This is a genomic window from Duganella sp. GW821-FHT01E12, assembly GCF_059422325.1.
The window spans coordinates 220417-242768 of the sequence record NZ_JBWKWR010000007.1; the positions used below are offsets into that span (position 1 = coordinate 220417).

Below are 22352 nucleotides of genomic sequence, written 5' to 3' on the forward strand. Positions count from 1 at the left end.
TGCCTGCTTAGCGCACCAGGATGTTGTCGCCGCGGCCCATCTTAGGATCGGCGTCGTTGGTGTATTGCAGGATCGCGATCGCGCCCGTCAATGCCTGGCGCATCGAGTGGGTGACCAGCGCGTTGGCGCCTTCCACCGGCGAGATGATGTCGAACGACGAAGCGTCGCCAGGGCCGACCACATAGCTCTGCAGGCCGTGCAGCGCGTTCTTTGGATTGCCGCTCGGGTAGACGCGGTCCCAGATGCCGGCGATGGCGTGGAAGGAGGCGAATTCGTTCACGCCGGCGTTGATGAAGTAGATGCGCACGCGCTCACCAGGTTTTGCTTGCAGCATGCGGGTCGCCGCTGGATCGTGGACCGGGTCGTACTTGAAGATGCCGCCGTTGAACATCACGTTGGTCCATTTATTGGCCATCATGTCGGCCTGGTTGTCCGGGTTGGCGTACAGCTCCGACTGGATCAGCACATATTCCCGGTCGGCCTTCGGCATCGCAGTTTTATCCTTCGGATCGACGATGATGGCGCCGTACATGCCGCGCGCGATATGCTGGATCATCGGGTCGGCGCCGCAGTGGTAGTAGAAGATGCCCGGGTAGTCGGCGCGGAAGGTGTAGCTGCCTTTTTCGCCCGGTTTGACCTGTTCGAAGTCCTTGACGACGTCGACGCGCGCGGCGTGGAAGTCCATCGAGTGCGAATTTTTGCTGGACTTGTCGTTGGTGAGGGTGAACTCGACGATGTCGCCTTCCTCGACGTGCACCACCGGACCCGGCACCATGCCTTCATAGGTCCAGGAACGATACATGGTGCCCTTGTTGTCGATCGGGGTTTCGACTTCCTTGGCGGTCATGTTGATTTTGACGGTCTTGGCTTCCACGGCCGCGCCGCTCATCAGCGCCAGTGCCACGGCGATGCTTATGCTCAGTTGTTTCATAGCTTACTCTCTAGTTGATTGAACGTTGGTCGAATTGACTGCTTGGTGCTTGGTGCTTGGTGCTTGCTGTTGCGGTTCCAGTCTCTATTTCGCGCTGGTCTTGCTGACGACGCGAAGGTAGGTGACCAGTTCCTTGATGTCATCGTCGTTTAACACTCCTTCCCATTTAGGCATTAGTACGGATTTGCTGACGGCCAGGCCGCCCCCCTTGATCGCCTTGAACAGGGTTTCGTCGGGGGTGTCGCCCATGGCCTTGGTGTCGGTGTGGTCGCGCGGCTTGACCGCCATCGCCGCGCTGTTGATGCCATTGCCATCGCGGTTGATGCCGTGGCACTGCACGCAGTAGGTGTTGTAGAGCTTGACCGCGTGGGGCGCCTCGTCGGCCCGCGCCGCGTCGAACGCGCACAGGGCGATGCCGACGGCCACCAGCGCATACAGTCGGTTTCTAGTCAGCAGGCGCATTATTTTTTCTCCGTTGATTTCAAGGTGCTGATATAACCGGTCAGCTTCTGCACGTCGGCATCAGTCAGGCTGAGGCTAGGCATCCAGGTGTGGTCATCGAATTTCTGCGGGTTGTTGATGTAGGCCACCACGAAGTCCGGCTGCAGGCGTTCGCCAGCCGTGTGCAGCTCCGGTCCAGAGGTCGGCGCGCCGCCCGGCTTGGCCGTGTGGCAGGAGGTGCAGCCGCGTAGCTTGGAGAACAGCATCGCCGCCATCGAGCCGGCAGCTTCGTTCTTGTATGCACCCGGCGTGACCAGCCCGTCGCCTTTGAGCGTCATCAGCAGGTCGGCCGCGGTGGTCGCATCGGCGGCGGACAGCTTGAGGTGGGCCGGCACCAGCGCCGGGTCGATCACATCGGCCGATTTGTCAGCGGCCGCCTTGACCGACTTGGCGTACATCACGCCGCCTGCGCGCAGCGTGGTCGGGTTCTGCAGCCAGTTGACCAGCCAGGGACGGTTGAATTTTGAACCGGCGTAGTACAGGTCGGGCGCCTTGCGTTCCCACAGGCGGTCCAGCGTGGCGTGGTCGGGCTTGGCAATGGCGTGGCAGGCCACGCACTGCTGGCTGAGCAGATCGGCCGCGTGGACGCCGCCCGGCGCCAGTCCGAGAGTGGACAGGCTGGCCAGCGCGCCGATTAAAAGATTGAGTCGCATCTTCAGCTCCTTGGTTTATTGGACAGCCTGGCCTTTGAAGCCGTCGTTGGTGTAAATGCCGGGACCCTTCTTGAGCGATTCCTCGTAGTAGAAATTGGGTTCGAATTTTTTGTTTTTCCATTCGTAGAAGGAGTCGTCGCCCTTGATCTCGTTGTATTCGAGGACGCTCATGATCCCGCCCATCGGCCGTTCGCCGTTCATGGTGTGGGAGTCGACGTGGTCGTGCAGCATCCAGCGGCCGGGATTGTCGGCGGTGAAGATGACGTCGTAGCGTTCGCCCGGCGCGACGGCCAAGGTGTCGGCCTTGTAAGGCGCGGGCAGCGGGAAGCCATCCTTGAAGGCCACCGTCATGACGTGGCCGTGCAAGTGGATGCTGTGCACCAGATCGCCGGCGCCGATCAGGCGCATGCGCACTACATCGCCTTTGTTGACGCGCAATGGTTGGTTATCCGGGAATGATTTGCCGTTGATGGTGAAGTAGTCGTAGGTGTCGCCTGGAACGCCGCCGAAGCCAGGCTTGTTGGCCCACTTGGAATCCCAGTCCGATAACATCATGATGAATTCCTTGGTCACCGTTTTCTCCAGCGCGGTCGGCTTTTTGGGCCGCACAATGAAGGGACCCCACATGCCGCGCAGGACCACGTGCTCGTTGACGTTGACGTGGCAGTGGTACCACATGGTGCCGGATGGCTCGGCGGTGAATTTGTAGGTGAAGCTTTCGCCCGGTTTGATCGCCTCCTGGGTGGTGCCGGCGATACCGTCCATCTTCCAGGTACCCTTTTGCAGCATGCCGTGCCAATGGATGGAGTGGGGCAGGGCGGTGACGTTATTGACATTGACCTCGATCTGGTCGCCCTCGTCGACGTAGAACAAAGGGCCCGGGACCTGACCGGAGAATGCGAAGGTGTGATATTGCTGTTTTTCCACCAGCGTGATGCGGGTGTCCTCGATGTTCATGTCGTACTTGCGCAAGGCGGCGAACGCATCGCTGGTCGGCAAGGCCGCAATGGCCAGCAGGCCGGCCATTGCGGCCAGCTTGCGCAGGGTGGGAAGGTGTAGCTGCATGGAGGCTCCTTGGATGAGGTGACACTGAAACCCATTTAACAGGGATTTTAAATACATCTTTAATGGCGTAAAAAAAGGCGCGACGCCTGTTTGCCATTTCTGGATAATTTATGAGGTAGATCATATACATGTTTAGCAAACTGTGCAAGGCCGAAATGGTGGGAGATGAAAAAAAGGCGGTACCGATAGGGTAAGGTGCTGCCGTTTGAAATTTACTGTATGCTCAGTAAATAAGCACCATATAATCTACACCTTTAATCCCAGCGGCTACGGACAGCACCATGCGACTCACTTCTTTTACCGACTACACCTTGCGCACCCTGCTCTATCTGGGGAGTCACCGTGACCGGCTGGTGACGATCCAGGACATCGCCGACGCGCATGCGATATCCAAGAATCACCTGATGAAGGTGGTCTATCAACTTGGCCTGAGCGGTATGGTTGAAACAGTACGCGGCAGGAACGGTGGCTTGCGTCTGAAGCTGGCGCCGTCCGAAATTAATCTGGGCAGTGTGGTGCGCGCCTCGGAGACCGACTTCCATATGGCTGAATGCTTTGACCGCGTCAACAACCATTGCCCCCTGAGCGGCGATTGCCGGCTGCAGCATGCGCTGGCGGAGGCGACCTTCGCCTATCTGAAGGTGCTCGATGCACAAACGCTGGAATCGCTACTGGCGCCTGCGCCGCAACCCGCGCTGACGCCGGTTAAGTTTCACCGGACGCGCGCTGCGGTTCGGCGCTCTTAACTTACGTTCCGGTTGGCGCTGCCGGTATGCGGTGGAAATCGACCTGAAAACGTACGGGGCCCAGCAGCGCGACTTCGTGCTGGATCTTGGGTTCAACGACGCCATGGCAATGAACGTCGAGCAGCCATTCTTCTGGCTCGACCGCCGGATCGGTGATCCGGTACAGCAAGCTCCCCTCCAGAACGGTGATGCGGCCCCATACATGCTCGGCGGTGGTGTGGCTGCGCAGCAGGGCGGCAGGAATGGTGTCTTGTGTGAAGACCGCGGTGCTCTTGTAGCAGATGGCGTTGTCAGGGATGGTTTTCATGGAATCTCCAAACGGGTAGTGGGGTGACGGGAGCGCCGGCGGCGCTTGTTTACGTTAAAGCTGTATTCATAATACTTGATTTTGCGCGATGCCTCAATTAAGATGTATGTAATTTGAATCTTAAGCCGCGCGAGACACGTGCGGTACCACACACGATGCGCACCCACTCTTCCACGCTGTTGCCCTCCGAGGACGATCGCCACCGGCGAACGTTGTGCCGATCGACTGCCGTCTCGGCGGCTCAATTGCGGACGGGGCTGGCCGGACGCCAGTTCATCCCATTTTTTCAACCGGTCGTGACGGTGCAGACAGGCGCGTTGCATGGCTTGGAGACCACCGTGCGCTGGGCCCATCCACGACTTGGCCTGCTCGCACCCACTGATTTCTTATGCGAAGCCGATCAATATGGAATGCTGGATAGCTTGGTGGCGCAGTGGATGGCTGCCGCATGGGAAGCCGCGGCTGGCTGGCGCGTGAGCGGGCTGTCCGTAGGTGTTTCATTGCATCTGTCGGGGGCCGTGTTGCGCACGCAGGCGATGCACGGCAAGTTCGCCGAAGTACTGGAATGGGAGCCGCCCCGGACATGGCGGACCGGGGTCGATACCGTGCTCGATTGGTATCGCCTGCTGGAGTCTGGCGCCGAGCTGGCGCAGGGCGATTTTGTTTGTGCACCGCAGCCTGCAGCGGCCTTGCCGTCGGCATTGCATGTCTGGCGGGCGCATTTTCAGGCGGCCAACGCCACCAGGTTTTTGCCTTTTCCCTGTTTTCTTTAATTTCATCCCTCTTACATAGGAACCCTTATGCGACTTGCCTCTTTTAATTTGGAAGACCATAGCAAGGCTGGTTACGATGCCGATGCCGAAGCTGCCCTGAACGCGATGCCGGGCGTTAGCGATGTGCTGATTGGCGAGGTGAACGATACCTGTAGTGTCGTGTATGACGAACACGGCGTGACGACAGCGCAGCTGCTTGCCGCGCTGTCCAAGGCGGGCTATGCCAGCCGGTTGGTGATGATGCAGCCGCAAGCCAGGTCTTGCTGCGGCAGTTGCGGAGGCTAAGCGCCGACGTTGGCGCCAGCCCCCGGGCTGCCTATCAAAGAAGAGGCCGGTGATTGTTTTCGCCGGCCTTTATCGTTTTTACTGCACCAGAACTTTACCGAAGAAGCCGTATTGGAGGCTGCCGGCGATGCGCCGAGCCACCACCAGGAATTCGGCTGCGACATCGGGGGCGAACAGGCGTACGGCGTTGCGCTCGAACAGTTCCAGCCAGCGCTGGAAGTGCTCCACGGTTATTCCCTGCAACAGCATATGCTTACCAAACACGTTACCCTGAAAGCTGCGGCTGCCCAGCATGATGGTCGACCAGAAGTCGACCATGCGATCCAGATGGGGCGCCCAGTGTTCGCCGATGGCGGCATTAAAAACAGGCGAAAGGTCGGGATCGGAGCGAATGTCGTCATAGAAGGCGTGAACCAGGGTCGAGATCGAGGCGGGAGTCAGTTCCAGGTGGGACATGGATATGTGTTTTCTGTGAAGTGGAAAAAAGTGTGGGCGCCTGGCGCAGGCACCAAACGAGGGCGATCGCGATGGCCGCGGTGACCAGCGCAGCGCCGGTGATCGATTGATCGTCCAGCAGATAGGCATTGCACAGGCGCTGCGGCAGGTTTTGATATTGGATGCCGACGATGGCCATCATCCAGCAGAAATTCCCAAGGAAGAAAAGCTGGACGATGATGCCGGCGCGCCGGAACGAACCGGGAAGCAGCGCGCCTAGGAGCAATAGCGATGTGAATTTTGCCATCTGCACCGATGCGTCGCCGAGGCTCAACTCCAGTGCGCGCGGTATCATCCAGTAGGCGCTGACGAAGAGCAGCGCGGTCAGTCCGCAGATGCCATGCTCGTCGAACTTTGCTGCGTGTCGCATCCACGGCGTAGGTCCCGCCAGCAGGTAGCCGGCGGCGGTGATCAGCGGCAGTTGCAGCAGCATGTGGCGCAGCATCTGCGCCTCCAGCCAATGGCGCAGCAGGACGGCCAGCGCCAGGCACGCCATGCCTGCGACGATGCGTTGCAGTCCCAAGCCCAGGCAATGTAAGCGGTTTGGCATTATCGGCTCGCCAGATGTCGGTCCGGCGCCGGCTGCCGTGCCATTTGCAGCGCATGTTCCAGTGCCAGTTCGGGATGATCGTAATCGTCGATCCGCGCAAGTCTGCCATGGCGGTCGATCAGGTGGAAGGCGGCGTTGTGCTGGAACTCGCCCAGCGGCGCCGGCAGCACGACGATGCCGAATGCGTCCAGCAGCGCCGTCCGTTCGCTCGTCCGGTCGATGCTGGCGAATTGCCATACGCTTGGATCGGCATGCAGGCGTTGCCCATAGGCGGCGAGCGTCGCTGCATCGTCGCGCGGGTCAAAGCTGATGCTGACAAGGCGCACCTGCCGCTCGACTCCGCGCGCAAGGATCTGTGCTTGCATTTGCTGAAACTCCGTTCCCAGCACCGAGCACACCGCGTTGCAACTGGCGTACATAAACGTGACGATGGCGACCCTGCCGTCGCTATCGAGCATGTGCTCCAATGTCGTGGCAGACGGATGATGGATGGCGGCCGAAGGTAGTCGGCGTGGCGTGCGTAAAATGTCCAGGCGCCGGCCGTCTTCGGTCGATATCAGCTGGTAGCCCATGGTCGCGTGGCCCAGCGCGGCTGCGCCCAGTATGCAGACCAGACATGTCGCCGCCAGCGTCGGCCAGGGTGCCTTATTGTTTAAGCTGGTTGAGGTCTTCATCGCCATTCCATGGATCGGTACGGTCTTTGCCTGCTTCGCGCTCGACCTTGACGCTGTCGCCGGCGATTTTTCCGGCGGCGTTGCCGAAGCTGCTGCGCACATAACTCAACACTGCGGCGATCTCGGCGTCATTCAACTTGCCCTTGAAGGCAGGCATGGCGCCGTTGAAGGTGCTGCCCTTAACGGTCAGCTTGCCGGTGACCCCGTGCAGCAGAATGTTGACCGGCACCTTGTCGGCAGCGAGCACCCATTCCGAACCGGCCAGCGGCGGGAAGACGCTGGGCAAACCCGCGCCGGTGGCTTGGTGGCAGGCCACGCAATTGGCGCTATAAATTTGCGCGCCGTCCGCTGCGCCGGCCGCAGCTGCGGGTTTGCCGGCCAAGGTGGACAGCGTGCGCTGGTCGCCCAGCTCGGGCGCGTCATTGCGCTGGTTGGTGACGATGTAGCCGACCGCCCACAGCAATCCCAATGCGACGATGCCGAGAACCAGGCGCGGCACCGGGCGGCCACGTTCGTGGGGGTCCGGGTTTTCGCGTGCGCGCACGTCGTGCTTCGGTTGTTCGATCATGGTCATTTCCCCTTATTTCTTCGGCAGATCGGCCTGGTCCAGCACCGGGTAGGTGTGGTCCATGGCTTGCAGGTAGCGCACCAGGTCCTGCACCTCCTCGGTGGCCACGACGACCTTGCCTGGCGGCGTGTAACCGGGCGGGAGCGTCACGACGCGGTCGCCGGGTTCGGCCGTTTCCTTAACGTTGAACAGGAAGGGGTAGGACGGCATGATGGAGCCGGGCGTGTAAGCGCGCGGCTGGAACAAGTGGCCCAGGTGCCAGTCGGCGCTAGGTTGGCGCGCGCCGATATTGAACAAGTCCGGCCCGGTGCGCATCGTGCCCAGCAGGTGGGGCTTGTCATAGTAGTAGTCGGCAGCCACTGGCGCGCGGCCCCAGCCGCGCAGGTTGTCGGGCGCCTGCGCCTTGTCGCGCGGTTGCTGCGAGTGGCAGTAGATGCAGCCATTTTTGATATAGACCTCACGGCCGCGCAGCTGCGCCGCCGTGTAGGGCTTGAGCGCGGCCGGCGCTTCCACCGTGCTCAGTTGCATGAAGGGGACCACCACCAGCGCGGAGGTGGCCAGCGCCAGGGTTACCATTGCGCCGCTGAGTAATTTCAATTCGTCATGCATGGTCAGGCTCCTGCCGGGGTGTTGGGGGCGGCGCGGCGGTACAGCAAGGCCGCGCCGGTGCGGGCTGGCCCGTGGCGCAGGGCGATGGCGGCGAAGTGGACGGCGAAGACCAGATGGCCCAGCGTCATGATGGCGCCGCCGACTGAACGACTCTTCAGGTAGGGGATGGTGACGCGCACCGACTCCATGAAGGGCTTGGCGGCATCAAGCATTGCCATGCCTTGCAGCCAGCCGCCGATGGACAGGCCAATAAAGTAGATCGAGAAGCCGAGTACGACCAGCCAAAAATGGACCGCGATCAGGCGCGGATATGGCCACTCCCAGGACATCACGCGCGGCATTACAAAGTAGATCGAACCGAACATCACCATGGTGAAGAAGCCGTACAGGCCCAGGTGGGCATGTGCCACAGTGAAGTGGGTGAAGTGGGTCACCGTGTTGATGCTGCGCAGGGCTTCGAGTGAGCCTTGCACCGAGCTCAGCGTGTACATCATCCCGCCGAGCACGATGAAGCGCAGCGTCGGCGAGTAGATCAGTCTGGCAAAGTAGCCGCGCATCGTCAGGTGCTGGTTGATCGAGAACGAAATTACCGGCACGATCATCATGACGCTCTGGACGATGGACAGGGTGATCAGCCAGCCAGGGACCGGGCCGCCGATCAGGTGGTGGCCGCCGACCTGGCCGTAAAAGAAGGCCAGGGTCCAGAATCCCAACAACGAAAGGTTGTATGACTGTACCGGCCTGCCGATGATTTTCGGCAGAAAGTAGTAGACGGAGGCCAGCGCCATGGGCGTGTAGAACAGGCCCAGCACATTGTGGCCAAACCACCAATTCATCGTCGCTTGTTGGACGCCGAAATGCAGCATGGGCAGGTTACCGATAAAGAATAGGATAGGGAACCAGAATAGTGCCGCGCCCATATACCAGACCGACACGTACAGGTGGCTGACTTTGCGCGCTTGCAGCGTGTAGACCAGGGGCAGGCCGATCAAGGCACCGCCGGCGACGATCAGGATGTCAATCTGCCAGGGTATCTCCAGCCATTCCATGCCGTCGTTGATGCCGGCGCCGATGGCGCCGAGACCGGCTATCAGACCAGCGTTCCAGAGCATGGCGCCCAGGATGGCGTAGCGGCCGCCGATCAGCGGCGTCTTGAGCAGGCGCGGCAACATCCAGATGGCGATGCCAAATGCCGACATCGGCGCCCAACCGTAGGCGACCGCGTTCAGGTGGATGGTACGCAGTCGGCCGAACGTGAGCCAGGCCTGAGTCACCAACCAGTCCGGTTCATGCAGTTTGATGGAGCTGGTCAAGCCTGCCAAGGAGGCGACGATCAGCCACACGACGGCGCAGGAAAGGAAGACGAAGGCGACGAAGGCGGTGGAGCGATCGGCTTCGACCCGCTGCGCCAGTTCGTTTTGTAATTGCTCCTGTTGCACTGTGTCGAGCGGGGCGGCGGCTCGTTGCAGGACTGCGCGCTGGGCCGCCGTTGCGGAAGGGTCTTCGCCGCAACCGATTTCGCCTGCCGAGAAAATGACGTTGGCGGCGGCCGGGTTGGTGTCGAACATGCGTTTGCGCAGCGACCAGATGAAGACAAGCAGGCCCGTGATGGACAGGATAAATGAAGACAGAAGAATGGCGACGGTATCCATGATTAGCCGTAGGTAAGTGGATGAATGACTGGGAGCAGTGGGCAAAGCGAAGCAATGGCCAGCAGAATCAGCTTGGCGACCTCGCTGGCGCCAAACAGGGCGTGCCAGATGCTTGCGGGGGGCGTCTTACCGGCTAGACGCAGGTCGACCCTGGCCGACAAGGGGGGCATCAGGACGATCATTTGGGTCAGCAACATCAGTGCTGCGCCGAACACCGGCCAAAGGCGCGGTGCGGCACCGGCGACGCTCAACAGCAGCGCGCTGATGGCAAGCACGCTTTCGGCAAGATGCATGGCGCGGAACATTTGTCGGCCGGTGGCAAGCGCGATCGGCCGTGGTAGTTGAGGTGTGGCGAACTTGGCAGGTTGGGCCACGAAGGAGATGCCGAGGACTAGACCGGACCACAGGGTGGTCAGCAGGCTCGTGGTAAGAAGAACATTCATCTATTTCCTTTCAGCTATCGGAACGGCAGGAATTGTTGGTGGATTTGGAAAACGCTCGAAGCGCTTAAACATGTAAGTAAAATATTACATTAAGGCGCGACTTAAAGCAACATATTGAATGCATGTATTTGTTGTCAGATCATTTTCCCGAGATGGGTTAGCGCAGCCGACGCAGGACATTCGTCCTGACCCATGCAGCCTCGCAAGGCATTGCCAACGAGAATTTGGTGACTGAGTACGGAGTCAGTACGGAGTACGGCGGGATTTTTAGGGAGTTGATGGGAGCCATCAATCACTGGCGCTACCTATGAAGACTGTCCTCGGAAAGCTCCCGCAGCCTCGTATTTGAGCATTCACACTGCAGGGGTCGCAAGTTCGAAACTTGCACTTCCCACCAGAATTTATCTAGAAAATTAAAGGCCTGCGTCAATCCGACGCGGGCCTTTTTTCTTGCTGGCATGGATAGTACGGATAATTTTCCTGTTTGTATTCTTCGGCAACGTGTGTGGTATCCAATAGATTGTTCGGGCGTATTCCCAGGCGACTGTCGTCAGCGCCTACGCGTCGGATTGACTGATCGTCTCGCTTTGCGTTCGACTTCGGGCACTCCATACCGCTTTGTCCATGCATAGATGCTGTGGATACTGACACCAAGCCGTTCAGCGACATCGGCAGCCGGGTGCCCGCGATCAATAGCCTGCTTTCAGCGCCGCCACTGCCGCGCCAACGCGCTTGCGGGTGACTTCGCAGACACGGGTGTCGCCGTTCATCACGCGCGACACGGTCGTCGGCGCCCCCGACCGTGAACCCGCTGGGGGATTTCACCTTGATGTTTGTCATCGGCCTTTTGCTAACCTCGTGTTGCATGGTTGTCATGCCTTGCGGACTTTACCACAAGTGGATCACAGGCCACAGGCCTTGCCCTTGTCCGCGGCCCGGTGCATACCGGTAACGCTGCCTCCGGTGGCTCAATCTTGGCGTAACATTCTGACCATGCCATGAGTGTCGGCAAACATTTTCACCACGGAGCATGTCGATGACGATTTCTCGTAGAAATACTTTGGCCATGCTGGCCGGCGCAGGCCTGATGCCGCTGACCAGCGTGTTTGGAGCCGATCAACCGGAAACCTTGAAGGCGCTCGGCAAGCGCAAAGGCCTCAATGTCGGCAATGCGATCGGCGCAGCGGGCTTCGATGATCCCGCCTACCGGGCGCTGATGGCGCGCGAATGCAATGTCATCGTCGCCGAGAACGAATGCAAATGGCCGGCGCTGGAACCGCGCCAGGGGCACACCAACTACAAACCGGCTGACCGGATGTTCGCCTGGGCCACGGAGCAGGGCATGCTGATACGCGGCCATAACCTGCTCTGGCAAGCGGCCAGGTGGCAGCCCGCCTGGATCAATCAATATGACTTCGGCGCGCGGCCCGCGCTGGGGGCAGAGCGGCTGATACGCGAGCACATCGGCACCGTCTGCAAGCACTTCGGTTCGCAGGTCTATAGCTGGGACGTGGTAAACGAGGCCATCGATCCGGCCGACGGCGGGCTGCGGCCGAACGTCCTGACCGAGCGCCTGGGGGCCGTCGAGGAGATCGACCTGGCGTTCCGGCTGGCGCGTGAGTATGCGCCGCAGGCGCGGCTGGTCTATAACGACTACATGCGGCCCGACGATGGCAGTGCCAGGCATCGCGCCGGCGTGCTGAAACTGCTGCAGGCGCTGAAGGCGCGTGGCACGCCGGTGCAGGCGCTGGGGCTGCAGAGCCATATCGGTTCATGGGATGAGATGGGGCCGGGCAGCAAGCATCTGCAGGAGTGGCGCAAATTCCTCGATGAGGTCAGCGGCATGGGACTCGATTTGCTGATCACCGAATTCGACGTCAACGACCGCAAGCTGCCGGCGGACATCGCTGCGCGCGATGCGGGCGTCGCGGCGCTGGCCAAGGACTATCTGGATGTGACCTTCAGCTACCCGAACTGCCACGATTTCGTGATGTGGGGCATGGCCGATCATATGAATTGGCTGCAAGGGTGGAAGGAGGCGCCGCGGATCGACGGCCTGCAGATGCGGCCAGCTCCTTTCGACAGTCAGCTGAACGCCAAGCCGCTGCGCGGAGCCATCGCGGACGCCATCAGGGCCATGCCGCCGAGGTTCAGCGCGCCAGACTGAAACAGCCAGGCCAACACCATCCACATTGGCTCATGCTCCTCGAACCGCGCCGATTAAAATATTGCCAATCGGCCTGTCCGCCGAGTGTTTGTTTTGTTTCTGCTTGTTTAGCGAATTCGTGTAAACAGATACTAATACAACATTTATTTGTTCGACGAATGAAATAATGTTAGCGTTTGACATCTGATACCAGTTTCATGGTTGCGGGTACATAAAAAACCGACGGAGACACAATTGAGAGAACAACAGCAAACCGCCATCGCCATGGCCGTGGCCCGACTTGTCCTGGCCTGCAGCGCATATGCACCACGCGCCCTTGGTTCGCGCCAATGTGAAAACGTTGTCATACCGTTCGACGAATGAATTGATGTTAGCGCTTGACATCCGATACCCGTTTCATGGTTTCGGGCACATAAAAAAACGACGGAGACACACTTGAGAGCACAACAGCAAACCGCCATCGCCATGGCCGTGGCCCGACTTGTCCTGCCCTGCAGCGTATATGCACCAGGCGCCCTTGGTTCGCGTCAACGTGAAAACGTTGTCACAAAATGAGCGGCAACGACCTGCATGGCGACGCGATCCGCCGGATCGTCATCGTGGGCGGCGGCACCGCCGGCTGGATGACGGCGGCCCCGCTGGCCCAGCGCCTGGCGCGCCACCCAACTCAGCCCTGCGAGGTGACGCTGGTCGAATCGCCCGAGATCGGCACCATCGGGGTCGGCGAGGCGACGCTGCCTACGATCCGCGCCTACAACGAGGCGCTGGGCCTGGATGGCGCCGACTTTGTCAGCAAGTCCCAGGCCAGCTTCAAGCTGGGTATCGAATTCCAGGACTGGGGCCACGTCGGCAATCGTTTCTTTCACGGCTTCGGCGATTTCGGCCCGCCGCTGGCCGGCTACGGCGCCCACCAGCACTGGCTGCGCCTGGCGCAGGCGTTCAACCACATGCCGGCGCTGGAGAACTGGTCGATGCCCGCGGTCATGGCGCGCCACGGCAAGTTCACCCCGCCGAACGAGGAAGCGCCCGGCGTGACCGACGCCTATTCCTACGGCTTCCATTTCGACGCCAGCCTGTACGCCGCTTATTTGCGCGACTACGCCGTGGCGCGCGGCGTCCGGCGCATCGAAGGCATGATCGTCGATGTCGAGCGGCATCCGGAAAGCGGCTTCGTCACCGCCGTCAAGCTGGGCGACGGCCGCCGCGTCGAGGGCGACCTGTTCATCGACTGCTCGGGCTTCCGCGGTCTGCTGATCGAGGGCGCGCTGGAGGCGGGCTACGAGGACTGGAGCGCCTATCTGCCCTGCAACAGCGCGCTGGCCGTGCCCTGCGCCTCGGCCGCGCAGCTGACGCCCTACACCCGCTCCACCGCGAAGGAGGCCGGCTGGCTCTGGCGTATCCCGCTGCAGCACCGCACTGGCAATGGCCACGTGTACAGCAGCGGTTTCACCAGCGACGAGCGGGCGCGCCGCGTGCTGCTCGACGGCCTCGACGGCGCCGCGCTGGACGAGCCGCGCCAGCTGCGCTTCGTCACCGGACGGCGGCGCAAGTCCTGGGTCAAGAACGTGGTCGCGATCGGCTTGTCGGCCGGCTTCGTCGAGCCGCTGGAATCGACCAGCATCAGTCTGATCGAAACGGCGGTGGGCAAGCTGCTCGAACTGTTCCCGGAGCGCGATTGCCGCCCGGCGCTGGCCGACGAATTCAACCGCACCATGGGCATCCGTTACGAATCGGTGCGCGACTTCATCATCCTGCACTACAAGTTGACCAAGCGCGACGATTCGGAATTCTGGCGCTACTGCGCCAACATGGCGATCCCGGACTCGCTGCGTCACCAGATCGAGCTGTTCCGCGAGACCGGACGCGTGGCGATCATCGATCGCGGCGGCTTCGCCGAGCCCTCGTTCGTGGCCATGATGATGGGCCTGGGCGTGGTGCCGGAGCGCTGCGATCCGCTCGCTGGCCGTGTCGACCTCCGCGTGGTGCATGGCCACTTCGCCGAACTGCGCGAGCTGATTGCGCGGGCCGTGGCGGGGATGCCGGATCATGGCGCCTATGTCGCGCGCCAGGCGGCGGCCGGCGCTTCATCCCGGGCGGCCGCCTGACATGCGTTATCTGATCACACAACTTTATGGAGGGCACCGATAGCAAGACCCCGTGTCGGCGTCAGGAAGCCGTGCGGGAGCGTTATGAGTTGTTAAATATAAAAATCACCTGTAAGGGGAGACAAATTGAGTAAGTTCCAAAAAACTGCAATCGCCGCGGCGGTCGCACAGGTCGTCGTGCTGCACGCCAGCCCGGCATGGGCCCAGACCGCCAATAGCACCGGCGCCGAGCCGGCGAAGAGCACCAGCGTCGTGGTGGTGAGCGGCCAGCGCGCCGCGCTGCAATCGGCGCAAAAACTCAAGCAGGATGCGGACGAGGTGGTCGATTCGATCGTCGCCGAAGACATTGGCAAGCTGCCGGACCGTTCGGTCACCGAGGTGCTGCAGCGTATCGCCGGCGTCACCATCGACCGCAACATGGCGGGCGACCCGAACCGCCAATCGGTCGAGGGCTCGGGTGTGTCGGTGCGCGGCCTGACGTATGTGCGTTCGGAGGTCAACGGCCGCGACGCGTTCTCGGCCGGCGGCGGCCGCTCGCTTGGTTTCTCCGACGTCGCGCCGGAGCTGATGGCCGGCGTCGATGTCTACAAGAATCCGTCCGCGGAACAGATCGAAGGCGCGGTCGCCGGCCTGGTCAATCTGCGCACCGCGATGCCGTTCGACTATAAGGGTTTCAAGGGGACGGCGGGCGTGTCGGAATCTTATTCCACCCTGCGCAAGGGCGCGCCATCGCCGACCGGCACGCTGCTGCTGTCGAACCGCTGGAACACGGGGCTCGGCGAGATCGGCGCCCTGATCGACTTCGCCCATGCGAAGAGCCCCAGCCGCTCGGACGGCGTGGGTGTCGATCCCTACTTCCCGCACGTGAACTCCACCGACCCGGCCCTGTACGACCGCTCCAAGACGCAATGGATACCGCTGGGCGTCGGCTATCGCACGCAGGACTTCGAACGCACGCGCCGCGGCGACTACGCCGCCCTCCAGTGGCGGCCGAACAAAGACCTGACCGCCGCGCTGACCTACTTCAAGACCCGCTACAAGGAAGACCTGGACGAGCACGTGGTGGCCTCTGCCGAGGACAAGTGGTACCAGCAGGTGGCCAGCGCCAACTCGGTCTTCGACAGCAAGGGCGCGTTCCAGAGCGGCACGATCTCGAACCCGACCTATGGCGGTTCGCCGTTCAACAGCTCGCAGCGCATCAACACGCGTGAATCCGGCACGCGCGACCTCGCCCTGAACGTCCAGTGGCGCGTCTCGCCGTCCCTGAGCTGGACCAACGACTTCCAGCATGTGCGTTCGACCACCGAGGGTTTCGACGCCGACGTGTCGACCGGCTTCATTCTGCCGAACCAGAGCATGGATATGACGGGCAAGGTGCCGCAGATCGGCCTGGGTCCGGCGGCCTACATGGCCGATCCGAAAAACTACTACTGGGCCTATACCCAGGAGGCGCTGGACCACGCCACGGCGACCCAGAAAGCGTGGAAATCCGACGTCAAGTACTCGTTCGACGACCCGGTGCTGCGCGACATCCGCTTCGGCGTGCGCATGGCCGACCGTGAAGGCGAGAACAACAAGGCCCAGAAGTTCTACAACTGGCAGGCGATCACCTTCCCGTGGATGGAGGGCTGGCAGATCAACGGCGTTGCCCGCCTGAGCGATCCGCGCTTCGCCGGCGGCGCGTCGCTGCAGACGATCGACAACTTCTTCGGCGGCAAATACAGCCTGCCGCCGATGCTGTTCGCGGACGCGGCGACGGTGCGTGGCTTCCCCGACCAATGGAGCAAGATCCACGCCTACCACGACGTATTGTGCGCCGAAAAAGGCTCGACCTGCGATCCGTGGAAGGCGGCCACGTTCAACGACCCGGCCGCCACCAACCTGCAGACCGAGAAGACCCGTGCCGCCTACACGCAGCTGCGCTTCGGCTGGGATGACCTCAAGTATCCGATCGACGGCAACGTCGGCATCCGCTACGTGAGGACGCAAGGCAGCGGCAGCGGTTACGTCGCGTTCGCGCCGCCGTCCACGCCCGCCGTCGGCACCGGTGTCAACGTGAGCGGCCAGGACAAGCTGATCAACATCGCCGGGTTCGCGCAAGCGCAGTCGTTCAGCAATTCGTACGGCAACTGGCTGCCGAGCCTGAACCTGCGCATGAAGGCCAGCAGCGAACTGCAATTCCGCTTCGCGGCGGCCAGGTCGATGTCGCGTCCGGACTTCAACCAGCTCCAGGTACAGACGACGCTGAGCGCCGAGCACCTGCAGACGGTCACCCGGGACGCATCCGGCAACACGACCGCCGTGCGCTTCGACGGTACCAGCCTGACCGGCACCAGCGACGGCAACCCGATGCTCAAGCCGATCACATCGACCAACATCGACCTGACCGCCGAGTGGTACTTCGCCAAGGCCGGTTCGCTGACGTTCTCGGCGTTTAACAAGGATCTCAAGGACATCATCATCACGCAGAACTACACTTACGCGGCGAAGGATGTCGCCGGCAAGCCGCAGAGCTTCGTGGTCACCGGTCCGGTCAACGGCGCCAAGGGCTTTGCCCGCGGTTTCGAGATCGCCCACCAGCAGTATTACGATTTCGTGCCGGATTGGCTGCGCGGTCTCGGCAGCCAGGCAAGCTGGACCTACGTGCAAAGCGAGCGTACGCTGAAAGATCCTGTGGCCGAAACATGGTGCTCGGGTAGCGACGCATCGTCCAACTTCAACCTGAGCGTCAACGGCTGCGATACCGATGCGCGTCCTTTCGGCAAGACCGCGTTGCCGGGCCTGTCGCGTCACACGGTTAACCTCGCGCTCATGTATGAACAGCACGGCCTCTCGCTGCGCCTGGCCTACAACTGGCGCTCGCGTTATCTGCTGGGTGTGAACCAGTGGGGCAGCCGTGGCAATAACGGCTTGAACACGAATCCGGACGCTGGTGCGGGCAAGTATCTGATCCCGACCACCAACAACGATCAGGCCTATGGCCTGCCGCTGTACCAGGCGGCGTACGGCCAGCTGGACGCTTCGGTCTTCTATGACTTCACGAGCAAGTTGCGTGTCGGACTGGAAGCGACCAACCTGACCAACTCGTACACGCGCCAGATCATGGAGCAGCATGCGGGTGATTTCACCCGCCAGGTCTTCATGAGCGGCCCGCGCTACACCTTGTTGGCACAGTACTCGTTCTGACGAGGAGATACCCGTGGCAACGGGTATCGACATCCACCGCCGCCGCGCCCGACAAGGCCCGGCGGCGGTTTTTTTGGTTCCGTTGCAATGTGGCGGACTTCATTTGAGTCGCAGTGCGTTGCCGATGACGGATGCTGAACTCAAGCTCATGGCCAGCGCCGCGATCAGAGGCGATAGCAGCCATCCGGTCAGCGGATAGAGCACGCCGGCGGCAATGGGGATGCCCAGCGCGTTGTAGACGAGGGCAAACATCAGATTCTGTTTCATGTTGTGCACCGTCGAAACGGAGATCTGGCGCGCGGTCGCGATGCCGCGCAGATCGCCCTTGACCAGTGTTACCTGGGCGCTGTTCATCGCCACGTCGGTGCCCGTGCCCATCGCGACGCCGACATCGGCTTTCGCCAGCGCCGGCGCGTCATTGATGCCGTCGCCGGCCATGGCCACGACCCGGCCCTCGCTCTGCAGCTTCACGACCAGCGCGAGTTTGTCGGCGGGCTTGACCTCGCCATACACCTCGGCTATGCCCAGCCTGCGCGCCACCGACCTGGCGGTCGTGACGCCGTCGCCGGTGGCCATCACCACCCGTATGCCGGCGGCCGTCAGCGTGTCGAGCGCTTCGTGGGTGCTGGCCTTGATCGGATCGGAAACGGCCAGCAAGCCCGCGAACGCGCCGTCGACGGCCAGGTGCATCACGCTCGCGCCCTCGGCGCGCAGCGCCTCGGCGCCGGAGCGCAGCGCTTGCACGTCGATTCCAAGCTGATCCATCAGGGCGGTATTGCCCAGCGCCACAGGCTTGCCGCCCACCGTGCCGCGCACGCCGATGCCGCTTGCCGACTCAAACGTATCCGGCTTGTCGAGAGTCAGGTTGCGCCCGCGCGCGGCGCGCACGATGGCGTCGGCCAGCGGATGCTCGCTGCCCTGATCGATACTGGCCGCCAGCCGCAACACTTCTTCCTCCGAAAATCCGGCAGCCGCGATGGCGCGTTCGAACGCTGGTTTGCCTTCGGTCAGGGTGCCGGTCTTGTCGACGATGAGGGTATCGACCTCGCGCAGCTTTTCGATCGCCGCCGCATCGCGGAACAACACGCCGTGGGTCGCCGCCTTGCCCGTGGCCACCATGATCGACATGGGCGTGGCCAGTCCCAGGGCGCACGGACAGGCGATGATCAGCACCGCGACCGCGTTGATCAAGCCGAAGACCCAGCTGGGCTGCGGGCCCAGCAGGCCCCATAGGACGAAGGTCAGGATAGCGATCGTCACCACGCCGATCACGAAATAGCCGGCGACGACGTCGGCCATGCGCTGCATCGGTGCCTTGGAGCGCTGCGCGGCGGCCACCATCTGCACGATCTGCGCCAGCATGGTTTGCGATCCGACCCGCTCCGAGCGCATCACCATCGCGCCGCTGGCATTGAGCGTGGCGCCGATCACCTTGTCTCCGGCCCGTTTGGTGACGGGTATTGGTTCGCCGGTCAACATGGATTCGTCGACCGCGCTGCTTCCCTCCAGCACCACGCCGTCCACCGGCACTTTTTCTCCCGGCCGGACGCGCAGCGAGTCGCCGACATGCACATGGGTGATGGGCACGTCTTCCTCGGTGCCGTCGGCGTTGATGCGGCGTGCCGTCTTTGGCGCCAGGCCCAGCAGCGATTTGATGGCGGCCGAGGTTTGCGAGCGGGCCTTCAACTCCAGCATCTGACCCAGCAGCGTCAGCGAGATGATGACGGCGGCCGCCTCGTAGTACACCCCGATGCGTCCCATGGACATGAACGAGTCTGGAAACCATTGCGGTGCGAAGGTCGCCGCCACGCTATACACATAGGCCGCCCCCGTGCCCAATCCGATCAAGGTCCACATATTCGGGGTGCGGTTGAGGATCGACTTGGCGCCCCGCACGAAAAATGGCCCGCCGGCCCACAGGACGATCAGCGTCGCGAGAACAAACTCGACCATGGTCTGGGTCGCGACCGGCAACAATCCGAGTTGGTGCCCGAACATCGCCAGCGTGGTCACAATCACCGTCAATGGCAGCGTCCACCAGAAACGTCTGGAGAAGTCCTTCAGTTCAGGGTTTTCGTCGTCGCCAAGCTCCGGCATCAGCGGCTCCAGCGTCATCCCGCATTTCGGGCAGCTGCCGGGATGGTCCAGCCTGATTTCCGGATGCATCGGGCAGGTGTAGAGTACCCCGGCTGCCGCGGCCCGGTTCAATGCCGAACCCGCATCTGTTGCCTCTGGCTTGTTCATGCTCTTGTTCTCCCGGTTGGCGATAGAAACACCATACTAGGCGGTAGAATCGCATAAAAAGCTTGATATAGATCAAATCTTTTCAAATATCCAAGGATCTGAATCCTGGCTGTTTTGCCGAGCACAACGACCATGCGGCTGAAATTAGTGCTGAGATGCGACGACAAATTCTGACGAGAATGTAATCTTGGCGTTAGGTTCGCGTCATTTTTCCAATGTAGACTGGCGTGCCCTGTCCGGTGATATATTGCCGCCTGGACCTTGATTGCTGTGGAAGGATGACATGAGATTGCTGGTGGTGGAAGACGAGCAGAAGGCTGGGGAATACATCCAGAAAGGGCTGACGGAATCCGGCTTCGTGGTTGACTGGGCGAAGACCGGGCCGGACGGGCTGCATGCCGCCACCACCGCTGACTACGACCTGGTGGTGCTCGACGTTATGCTGCCAGGTCTGGACGGCTGGCAAATTGTCACTGCGCTTCGGAAGACGAAGGAAACGCCGGTGCTGTTCCTGACCGCGAGGGATGCGCTTGACGACCGGATCAAGGGACTCGAACTCGGTGCCGATGATTACCTGGTCAAGCCCTTCGCGTTCGCCGAGCTTCTCATTCGCATCCGAACCTTGCTGCGCCGCGGCCCGATCAAGGAAGCCGAGGTGGTTCGCATTGCGGACCTGGAAATTGATGTCCCCAAACGTCGGGTGACCCGCGCGGGAAACCGGATCGATTTGACCGCGAAGGAGTTCGCCCTGCTGCACCTGATGTCAAAGCGGGTTGGGCAGGTACTGTCGCGGCCGCTTATTGCGTCCCAAGTCTGGGATATGAACTTTGACAGCGACACCAATGTTGTTGATGTTGCTGTACGAAGGCTGCGGGCGAAAATCGATGATCCGTTTCAAGCAAAGCTGATACACACGATTCGAAGCATGGGCTACGTTCTGGAAGACCGGGGGTGAGTCAAGCTCGCTCACTGACCGGGCAACTTGGCGCCCTGTTCGCGTGTGTGGCTGTGCTGGTGTTTTCCGCAGTTGGGTTCTATCTCTACCAGGCGCTGGCCACGCAGCTGCAGGAACGCGACGACGCGGACCTCGTTGACCGGGCTCTGCAAATCAGACATCTGCTGGAAGAAACGCCGACCCTGGATTCCATCCGCACGGACCCGCATCGGTTTCTGGATGCGGTCGACCGGCGCCGGGGCTTGATGCTGGTGGTGCAAACGAAAGACGGTCGGGCGCTGATACAGAACACTGAAGAGCGATCGGTCGTCCAGGCTCGGGGCCAGCTCGCTCCCGATGCGCAGCTCTCGACTGCCGACGCCACCTCGGCTGCGAACGCCAAGGGGGAGCGCCTGCGCGTGCTCTCGGTCCTGGGCTTTGTCGGCCACAGCGGGGACACGGTGCGGGTCACGCTTGCCCGGACTGCCGATGAACGGGTGGCTGTCATGGCGGCTTATCGCGTCAAGGTTCTGGCCGCCGCGTTTGCGGGGGCGGCATTGACCGCGCTGCTGGGGTTCTTGCTGGTTCGCCAGGGCCTGTACAGAGTGAGGGCGATGGCGATGCAGGCCCGTCAGGTAACAGCGCATAACCTGGCCATGCGATTGAACGTCGAGTCGGCGCCGGCCGAGCTTCGCGTCCTGGCTGATTCGTTCAACGAGGTGCTCGACAGATTGCAAAGCAGCTTCGACAACCTTTCCCAATTCGCCGATGACCTTGCGCATGATTTGCGCACGCCGTTGAACAACTTGATGGTGCAAACCGAAGTGGCGTTCTCCCAGCCGAGGGAGCCGGAGGAGTACCAGATATTGCTGTCGTCGAACTACGAGGAATTCGGGCGGCTGGCGAGGATGGTGGAGAGCATGCTGTTCCTGGCCCGCGCCGATCACGACCAGATTGCCCTGACGACCGAGCGTCTGGATGTCGCCACTGAACTCGCGCGAATTGCCGATTATTTCGAGGGGCCAGCCTCGGAGGCGGGTATCTCATTCGATATCGCCGCGGCGGGGCAGGTGCTCGCCGATGCCCACCTGTTCAGGCGGGCCGTCAGCAATCTGGTGGCGAACGCGGTACGCTATACGCCGCGCGGCGCGGTGGTCTCCCTGGCGGCCGTTCAGGATGCCGGCGGGACGCGGATACTGGTGACAAATCCGGGGCAGGGCATCGATGCCGAACACTTGCCACGGTTATTCGACAGGTTCTATCGCTCCGACAGGTCCAGGTCGACCAAATCGTTGTCCGCAGGCCTGGGCCTTGCCATCGTCAAATCCATTATGACCTTGCACGGCGGCAGCGCCGGCGTTGAGAGTGAGCCCGCCGGGCTGACCCGGTTCTCGCTCTTGTTTCCAGACGAGCGGCCACGCTAGCACGCAGTGCAGCTGGCCAGGGTCGGCGGCTGTCATGTAA

At 61.7% G+C, this 22352-nt stretch carries 23 protein-coding genes; 8 read left to right on the plus strand and 15 right to left on the minus strand.

The window, feature by feature from the left end:
* Nucleotides 1-7: 7 nt before the first annotated feature.
* From AC07WS_RS20370 to AC07WS_RS20385, 4 genes are all read right to left on the minus strand, one after another.
* Nucleotides 8-931: a multicopper oxidase domain-containing protein gene (locus AC07WS_RS20370; protein WP_494730842.1), complete on the minus strand. Its 924-nt coding sequence runs from the start codon at nucleotides 929-931 to the stop codon at nucleotides 8-10.
* Nucleotides 932-1015: 84 nt separating this feature from the next.
* Nucleotides 1016-1393, minus strand: coding sequence for a c-type cytochrome (locus AC07WS_RS20375; RefSeq protein ID WP_494692477.1), 378 nt, complete (start codon nucleotides 1391-1393; stop codon nucleotides 1016-1018).
* The gene (locus tag AC07WS_RS20380) at nucleotides 1393-2085 is read right to left on the minus strand and encodes a c-type cytochrome (RefSeq protein WP_494730843.1); all 693 of its coding nucleotides are present in this window, start codon (nucleotides 2083-2085) and stop codon (nucleotides 1393-1395) included. The genes AC07WS_RS20375 and AC07WS_RS20380 overlap by 1 nt, the downstream gene beginning before the upstream one ends.
* A 15-nt stretch (nucleotides 2086-2100) precedes the next feature.
* Nucleotides 2101-3150, minus strand: coding sequence for a multicopper oxidase domain-containing protein (locus AC07WS_RS20385; protein WP_494692475.1), 1050 nt, complete (start codon nucleotides 3148-3150; stop codon nucleotides 2101-2103).
* Between the two features lie 281 nt (nucleotides 3151-3431).
* Between AC07WS_RS20385 and AC07WS_RS20390 the strand changes: the two genes are divergently transcribed.
* Nucleotides 3432-3896 (plus strand): RrF2 family transcriptional regulator, encoded by a 465-nt coding sequence (locus AC07WS_RS20390; RefSeq protein ID WP_494730844.1) that lies wholly within the window; start codon nucleotides 3432-3434, stop codon nucleotides 3894-3896.
* 1 nt (nucleotide 3897) lies between these two features.
* Here AC07WS_RS20390 and AC07WS_RS20395 read toward each other — a convergent pair whose 3' ends face one another.
* Nucleotides 3898-4203 carry a TehB family protein gene (locus AC07WS_RS20395; RefSeq protein ID WP_494730845.1) on the minus strand — a complete coding sequence of 102 codons (306 nt, stop codon included), beginning with the start codon at nucleotides 4201-4203 and terminating at the stop codon, nucleotides 3898-3900.
* Between the two features lie 155 nt (nucleotides 4204-4358).
* Between AC07WS_RS20395 and AC07WS_RS20400 the strand changes: the two genes are divergently transcribed.
* Both AC07WS_RS20400 and AC07WS_RS20405 read left to right on the plus strand, forming a co-directional pair.
* Nucleotides 4359-4976, plus strand: a complete 618-nt coding sequence (locus AC07WS_RS20400) for an EAL domain-containing protein (protein WP_494730846.1) — start codon at nucleotides 4359-4361, stop codon at nucleotides 4974-4976.
* A 27-nt stretch (nucleotides 4977-5003) separates the two neighbouring features.
* The gene (locus AC07WS_RS20405) at nucleotides 5004-5261 is read left to right on the plus strand and encodes a hypothetical protein (protein WP_494730847.1); all 258 of its coding nucleotides are present in this window, start codon (nucleotides 5004-5006) and stop codon (nucleotides 5259-5261) included.
* A 78-nt stretch (nucleotides 5262-5339) separates the two neighbouring features.
* On the opposite strand, the gene AC07WS_RS20410 is transcribed toward AC07WS_RS20405, so the two are convergent.
* The 9 genes from AC07WS_RS20410 to AC07WS_RS20450 all read right to left on the minus strand — a co-directional run bounded on the left by AC07WS_RS20410 (nucleotide 5340) and on the right by AC07WS_RS20450 (nucleotide 11034).
* Nucleotides 5340-5717: a group III truncated hemoglobin gene (locus AC07WS_RS20410; RefSeq protein WP_494730848.1), complete on the minus strand. Its 378-nt coding sequence runs from the start codon at nucleotides 5715-5717 to the stop codon at nucleotides 5340-5342.
* Nucleotides 5659-6306 carry a hypothetical protein gene (locus AC07WS_RS20415; protein WP_494730849.1) on the minus strand — a complete coding sequence of 216 codons (648 nt, stop codon included), beginning with the start codon at nucleotides 6304-6306 and terminating at the stop codon, nucleotides 5659-5661. The genes AC07WS_RS20410 and AC07WS_RS20415 overlap by 59 nt, the downstream gene beginning before the upstream one ends.
* A complete protein-coding gene (locus tag AC07WS_RS20420; RefSeq protein ID WP_494730850.1) occupies nucleotides 6306-6980 on the minus strand; it encodes an SCO family protein in 675 nt (224 codons plus the stop codon). Before AC07WS_RS20420 ends, AC07WS_RS20415 begins: the two co-directional genes overlap by 1 nt.
* Complete coding sequence (locus tag AC07WS_RS20425; protein WP_494730851.1) at nucleotides 6952-7548, minus strand: c-type cytochrome; 597 nt, start codon at nucleotides 7546-7548, stop codon at nucleotides 6952-6954. Before AC07WS_RS20425 ends, AC07WS_RS20420 begins: the two co-directional genes overlap by 29 nt.
* A 12-nt stretch (nucleotides 7549-7560) precedes the next feature.
* Nucleotides 7561-8157 (minus strand): cbb3-type cytochrome c oxidase subunit II, encoded by a 597-nt coding sequence (locus AC07WS_RS20430; protein ID WP_494730852.1) that lies wholly within the window; start codon nucleotides 8155-8157, stop codon nucleotides 7561-7563.
* A 2-nt stretch (nucleotides 8158-8159) separates the two neighbouring features.
* Nucleotides 8160-9809 carry a cbb3-type cytochrome c oxidase subunit I gene (locus AC07WS_RS20435; protein ID WP_494730853.1) on the minus strand — a complete coding sequence of 550 codons (1650 nt, stop codon included), beginning with the start codon at nucleotides 9807-9809 and terminating at the stop codon, nucleotides 8160-8162.
* A 2-nt stretch (nucleotides 9810-9811) separates the two neighbouring features.
* Complete coding sequence (locus AC07WS_RS20440; RefSeq protein ID WP_494692464.1) at nucleotides 9812-10252, minus strand: DUF4149 domain-containing protein; 441 nt, start codon at nucleotides 10250-10252, stop codon at nucleotides 9812-9814.
* Nucleotides 10253-10802: 550 nt separating this feature from the next.
* On the minus strand, nucleotides 10803-10946 hold the full coding sequence (locus AC07WS_RS20445) for a helix-turn-helix domain-containing protein (protein ID WP_494730960.1): 144 nt from the start codon (nucleotides 10944-10946) through the stop codon (nucleotides 10803-10805).
* Nucleotides 10942-11034, minus strand: coding sequence for a hypothetical protein (locus AC07WS_RS20450; protein WP_494730854.1), 93 nt, complete (start codon nucleotides 11032-11034; stop codon nucleotides 10942-10944). The genes AC07WS_RS20445 and AC07WS_RS20450 overlap by 5 nt, the downstream gene beginning before the upstream one ends.
* Before the next feature lie 254 nt (nucleotides 11035-11288).
* On the opposite strand from AC07WS_RS20450, the gene AC07WS_RS20455 reads away from it, so the two are divergent.
* The 3 genes from AC07WS_RS20455 to AC07WS_RS20465 all read left to right on the plus strand — a co-directional run bounded on the left by AC07WS_RS20455 (nucleotide 11289) and on the right by AC07WS_RS20465 (nucleotide 17710).
* Nucleotides 11289-12419 (plus strand): endo-1,4-beta-xylanase, encoded by a 1131-nt coding sequence (locus tag AC07WS_RS20455; protein ID WP_494730855.1) that lies wholly within the window; start codon nucleotides 11289-11291, stop codon nucleotides 12417-12419.
* Between the two features lie 551 nt (nucleotides 12420-12970).
* Nucleotides 12971-14524, plus strand: a complete 1554-nt coding sequence (locus AC07WS_RS20460; protein ID WP_494730856.1) for a tryptophan halogenase family protein — start codon at nucleotides 12971-12973, stop codon at nucleotides 14522-14524.
* Nucleotides 14525-14650: 126 nt separating this feature from the next.
* Nucleotides 14651-17710: a TonB-dependent receptor gene (locus AC07WS_RS20465; protein WP_494730857.1), complete on the plus strand. Its 3060-nt coding sequence runs from the start codon at nucleotides 14651-14653 to the stop codon at nucleotides 17708-17710.
* A gap of 99 nt (nucleotides 17711-17809) precedes the next feature.
* Here AC07WS_RS20465 and AC07WS_RS20470 read toward each other — a convergent pair whose 3' ends face one another.
* Nucleotides 17810-19954, minus strand: a complete 2145-nt coding sequence (locus AC07WS_RS20470; protein WP_494730858.1) for a copper-transporting P-type ATPase — start codon at nucleotides 19952-19954, stop codon at nucleotides 17810-17812.
* Between the two features lie 283 nt (nucleotides 19955-20237).
* Between AC07WS_RS20470 and AC07WS_RS20475 the strand changes: the two genes are divergently transcribed.
* Both AC07WS_RS20475 and AC07WS_RS20480 read left to right on the plus strand, forming a co-directional pair.
* A complete protein-coding gene (locus AC07WS_RS20475) occupies nucleotides 20238-20909 on the plus strand; it encodes a heavy metal response regulator transcription factor (RefSeq protein WP_494730859.1) in 672 nt (223 codons plus the stop codon).
* Nucleotides 20906-22312, plus strand: a complete 1407-nt coding sequence (locus AC07WS_RS20480; RefSeq protein WP_494730860.1) for a heavy metal sensor histidine kinase — start codon at nucleotides 20906-20908, stop codon at nucleotides 22310-22312. The genes AC07WS_RS20475 and AC07WS_RS20480 overlap by 4 nt, the downstream gene beginning before the upstream one ends.
* The last annotated feature ends 40 nt before the right edge of the window (nucleotides 22313-22352 follow it).

Bases quoted from the DNA above. Each gene is read 5' to 3' on its own strand.
- AC07WS_RS20370 (WP_494730842.1), bottom strand. From the start codon at position 931: ATGAAACAACTGAGCATAAGCATCGCCGTGGCACTGGCGCTGATGAGC.
- AC07WS_RS20375 (WP_494692477.1), bottom strand. From the start codon at position 1,393: ATGCGCCTGCTGACTAGAAACCGACTGTATGCGCTGGTGGCCGTCGGC.
- AC07WS_RS20380 (WP_494730843.1), bottom strand. From the start codon at position 2,085: ATGCGACTCAATCTTTTAATCGGCGCGCTGGCCAGCCTGTCCACTCTC.
- AC07WS_RS20385 (WP_494692475.1), bottom strand. From the start codon at position 3,150: ATGCAGCTACACCTTCCCACCCTGCGCAAGCTGGCCGCAATGGCCGGC.
- AC07WS_RS20390 (WP_494730844.1), top strand. From the start codon at position 3,432: ATGCGACTCACTTCTTTTACCGACTACACCTTGCGCACCCTGCTCTAT.
- AC07WS_RS20395 (WP_494730845.1), bottom strand. From the start codon at position 4,203: ATGAAAACCATCCCTGACAACGCCATCTGCTACAAGAGCACCGCGGTC.
- AC07WS_RS20400 (WP_494730846.1), top strand. From the start codon at position 4,359: ATGCGCACCCACTCTTCCACGCTGTTGCCCTCCGAGGACGATCGCCAC.
- AC07WS_RS20405 (WP_494730847.1), top strand. From the start codon at position 5,004: ATGCGACTTGCCTCTTTTAATTTGGAAGACCATAGCAAGGCTGGTTAC.
- AC07WS_RS20410 (WP_494730848.1), bottom strand. From the start codon at position 5,717: ATGTCCCACCTGGAACTGACTCCCGCCTCGATCTCGACCCTGGTTCAC.
- AC07WS_RS20415 (WP_494730849.1), bottom strand. From the start codon at position 6,306: ATGCCAAACCGCTTACATTGCCTGGGCTTGGGACTGCAACGCATCGTC.
- AC07WS_RS20420 (WP_494730850.1), bottom strand. From the start codon at position 6,980: ATGAAGACCTCAACCAGCTTAAACAATAAGGCACCCTGGCCGACGCTG.
- AC07WS_RS20425 (WP_494730851.1), bottom strand. From the start codon at position 7,548: ATGATCGAACAACCGAAGCACGACGTGCGCGCACGCGAAAACCCGGAC.
- AC07WS_RS20430 (WP_494730852.1), bottom strand. From the start codon at position 8,157: ATGCATGACGAATTGAAATTACTCAGCGGCGCAATGGTAACCCTGGCG.
- AC07WS_RS20435 (WP_494730853.1), bottom strand. From the start codon at position 9,809: ATGGATACCGTCGCCATTCTTCTGTCTTCATTTATCCTGTCCATCACG.
- AC07WS_RS20440 (WP_494692464.1), bottom strand. From the start codon at position 10,252: ATGAATGTTCTTCTTACCACGAGCCTGCTGACCACCCTGTGGTCCGGT.
- AC07WS_RS20455 (WP_494730855.1), top strand. From the start codon at position 11,289: ATGACGATTTCTCGTAGAAATACTTTGGCCATGCTGGCCGGCGCAGGC.
- AC07WS_RS20460 (WP_494730856.1), top strand. From the start codon at position 12,971: ATGAGCGGCAACGACCTGCATGGCGACGCGATCCGCCGGATCGTCATC.
- AC07WS_RS20470 (WP_494730858.1), bottom strand. From the start codon at position 19,954: ATGAACAAGCCAGAGGCAACAGATGCGGGTTCGGCATTGAACCGGGCC.
- AC07WS_RS20475 (WP_494730859.1), top strand. From the start codon at position 20,238: ATGAGATTGCTGGTGGTGGAAGACGAGCAGAAGGCTGGGGAATACATC.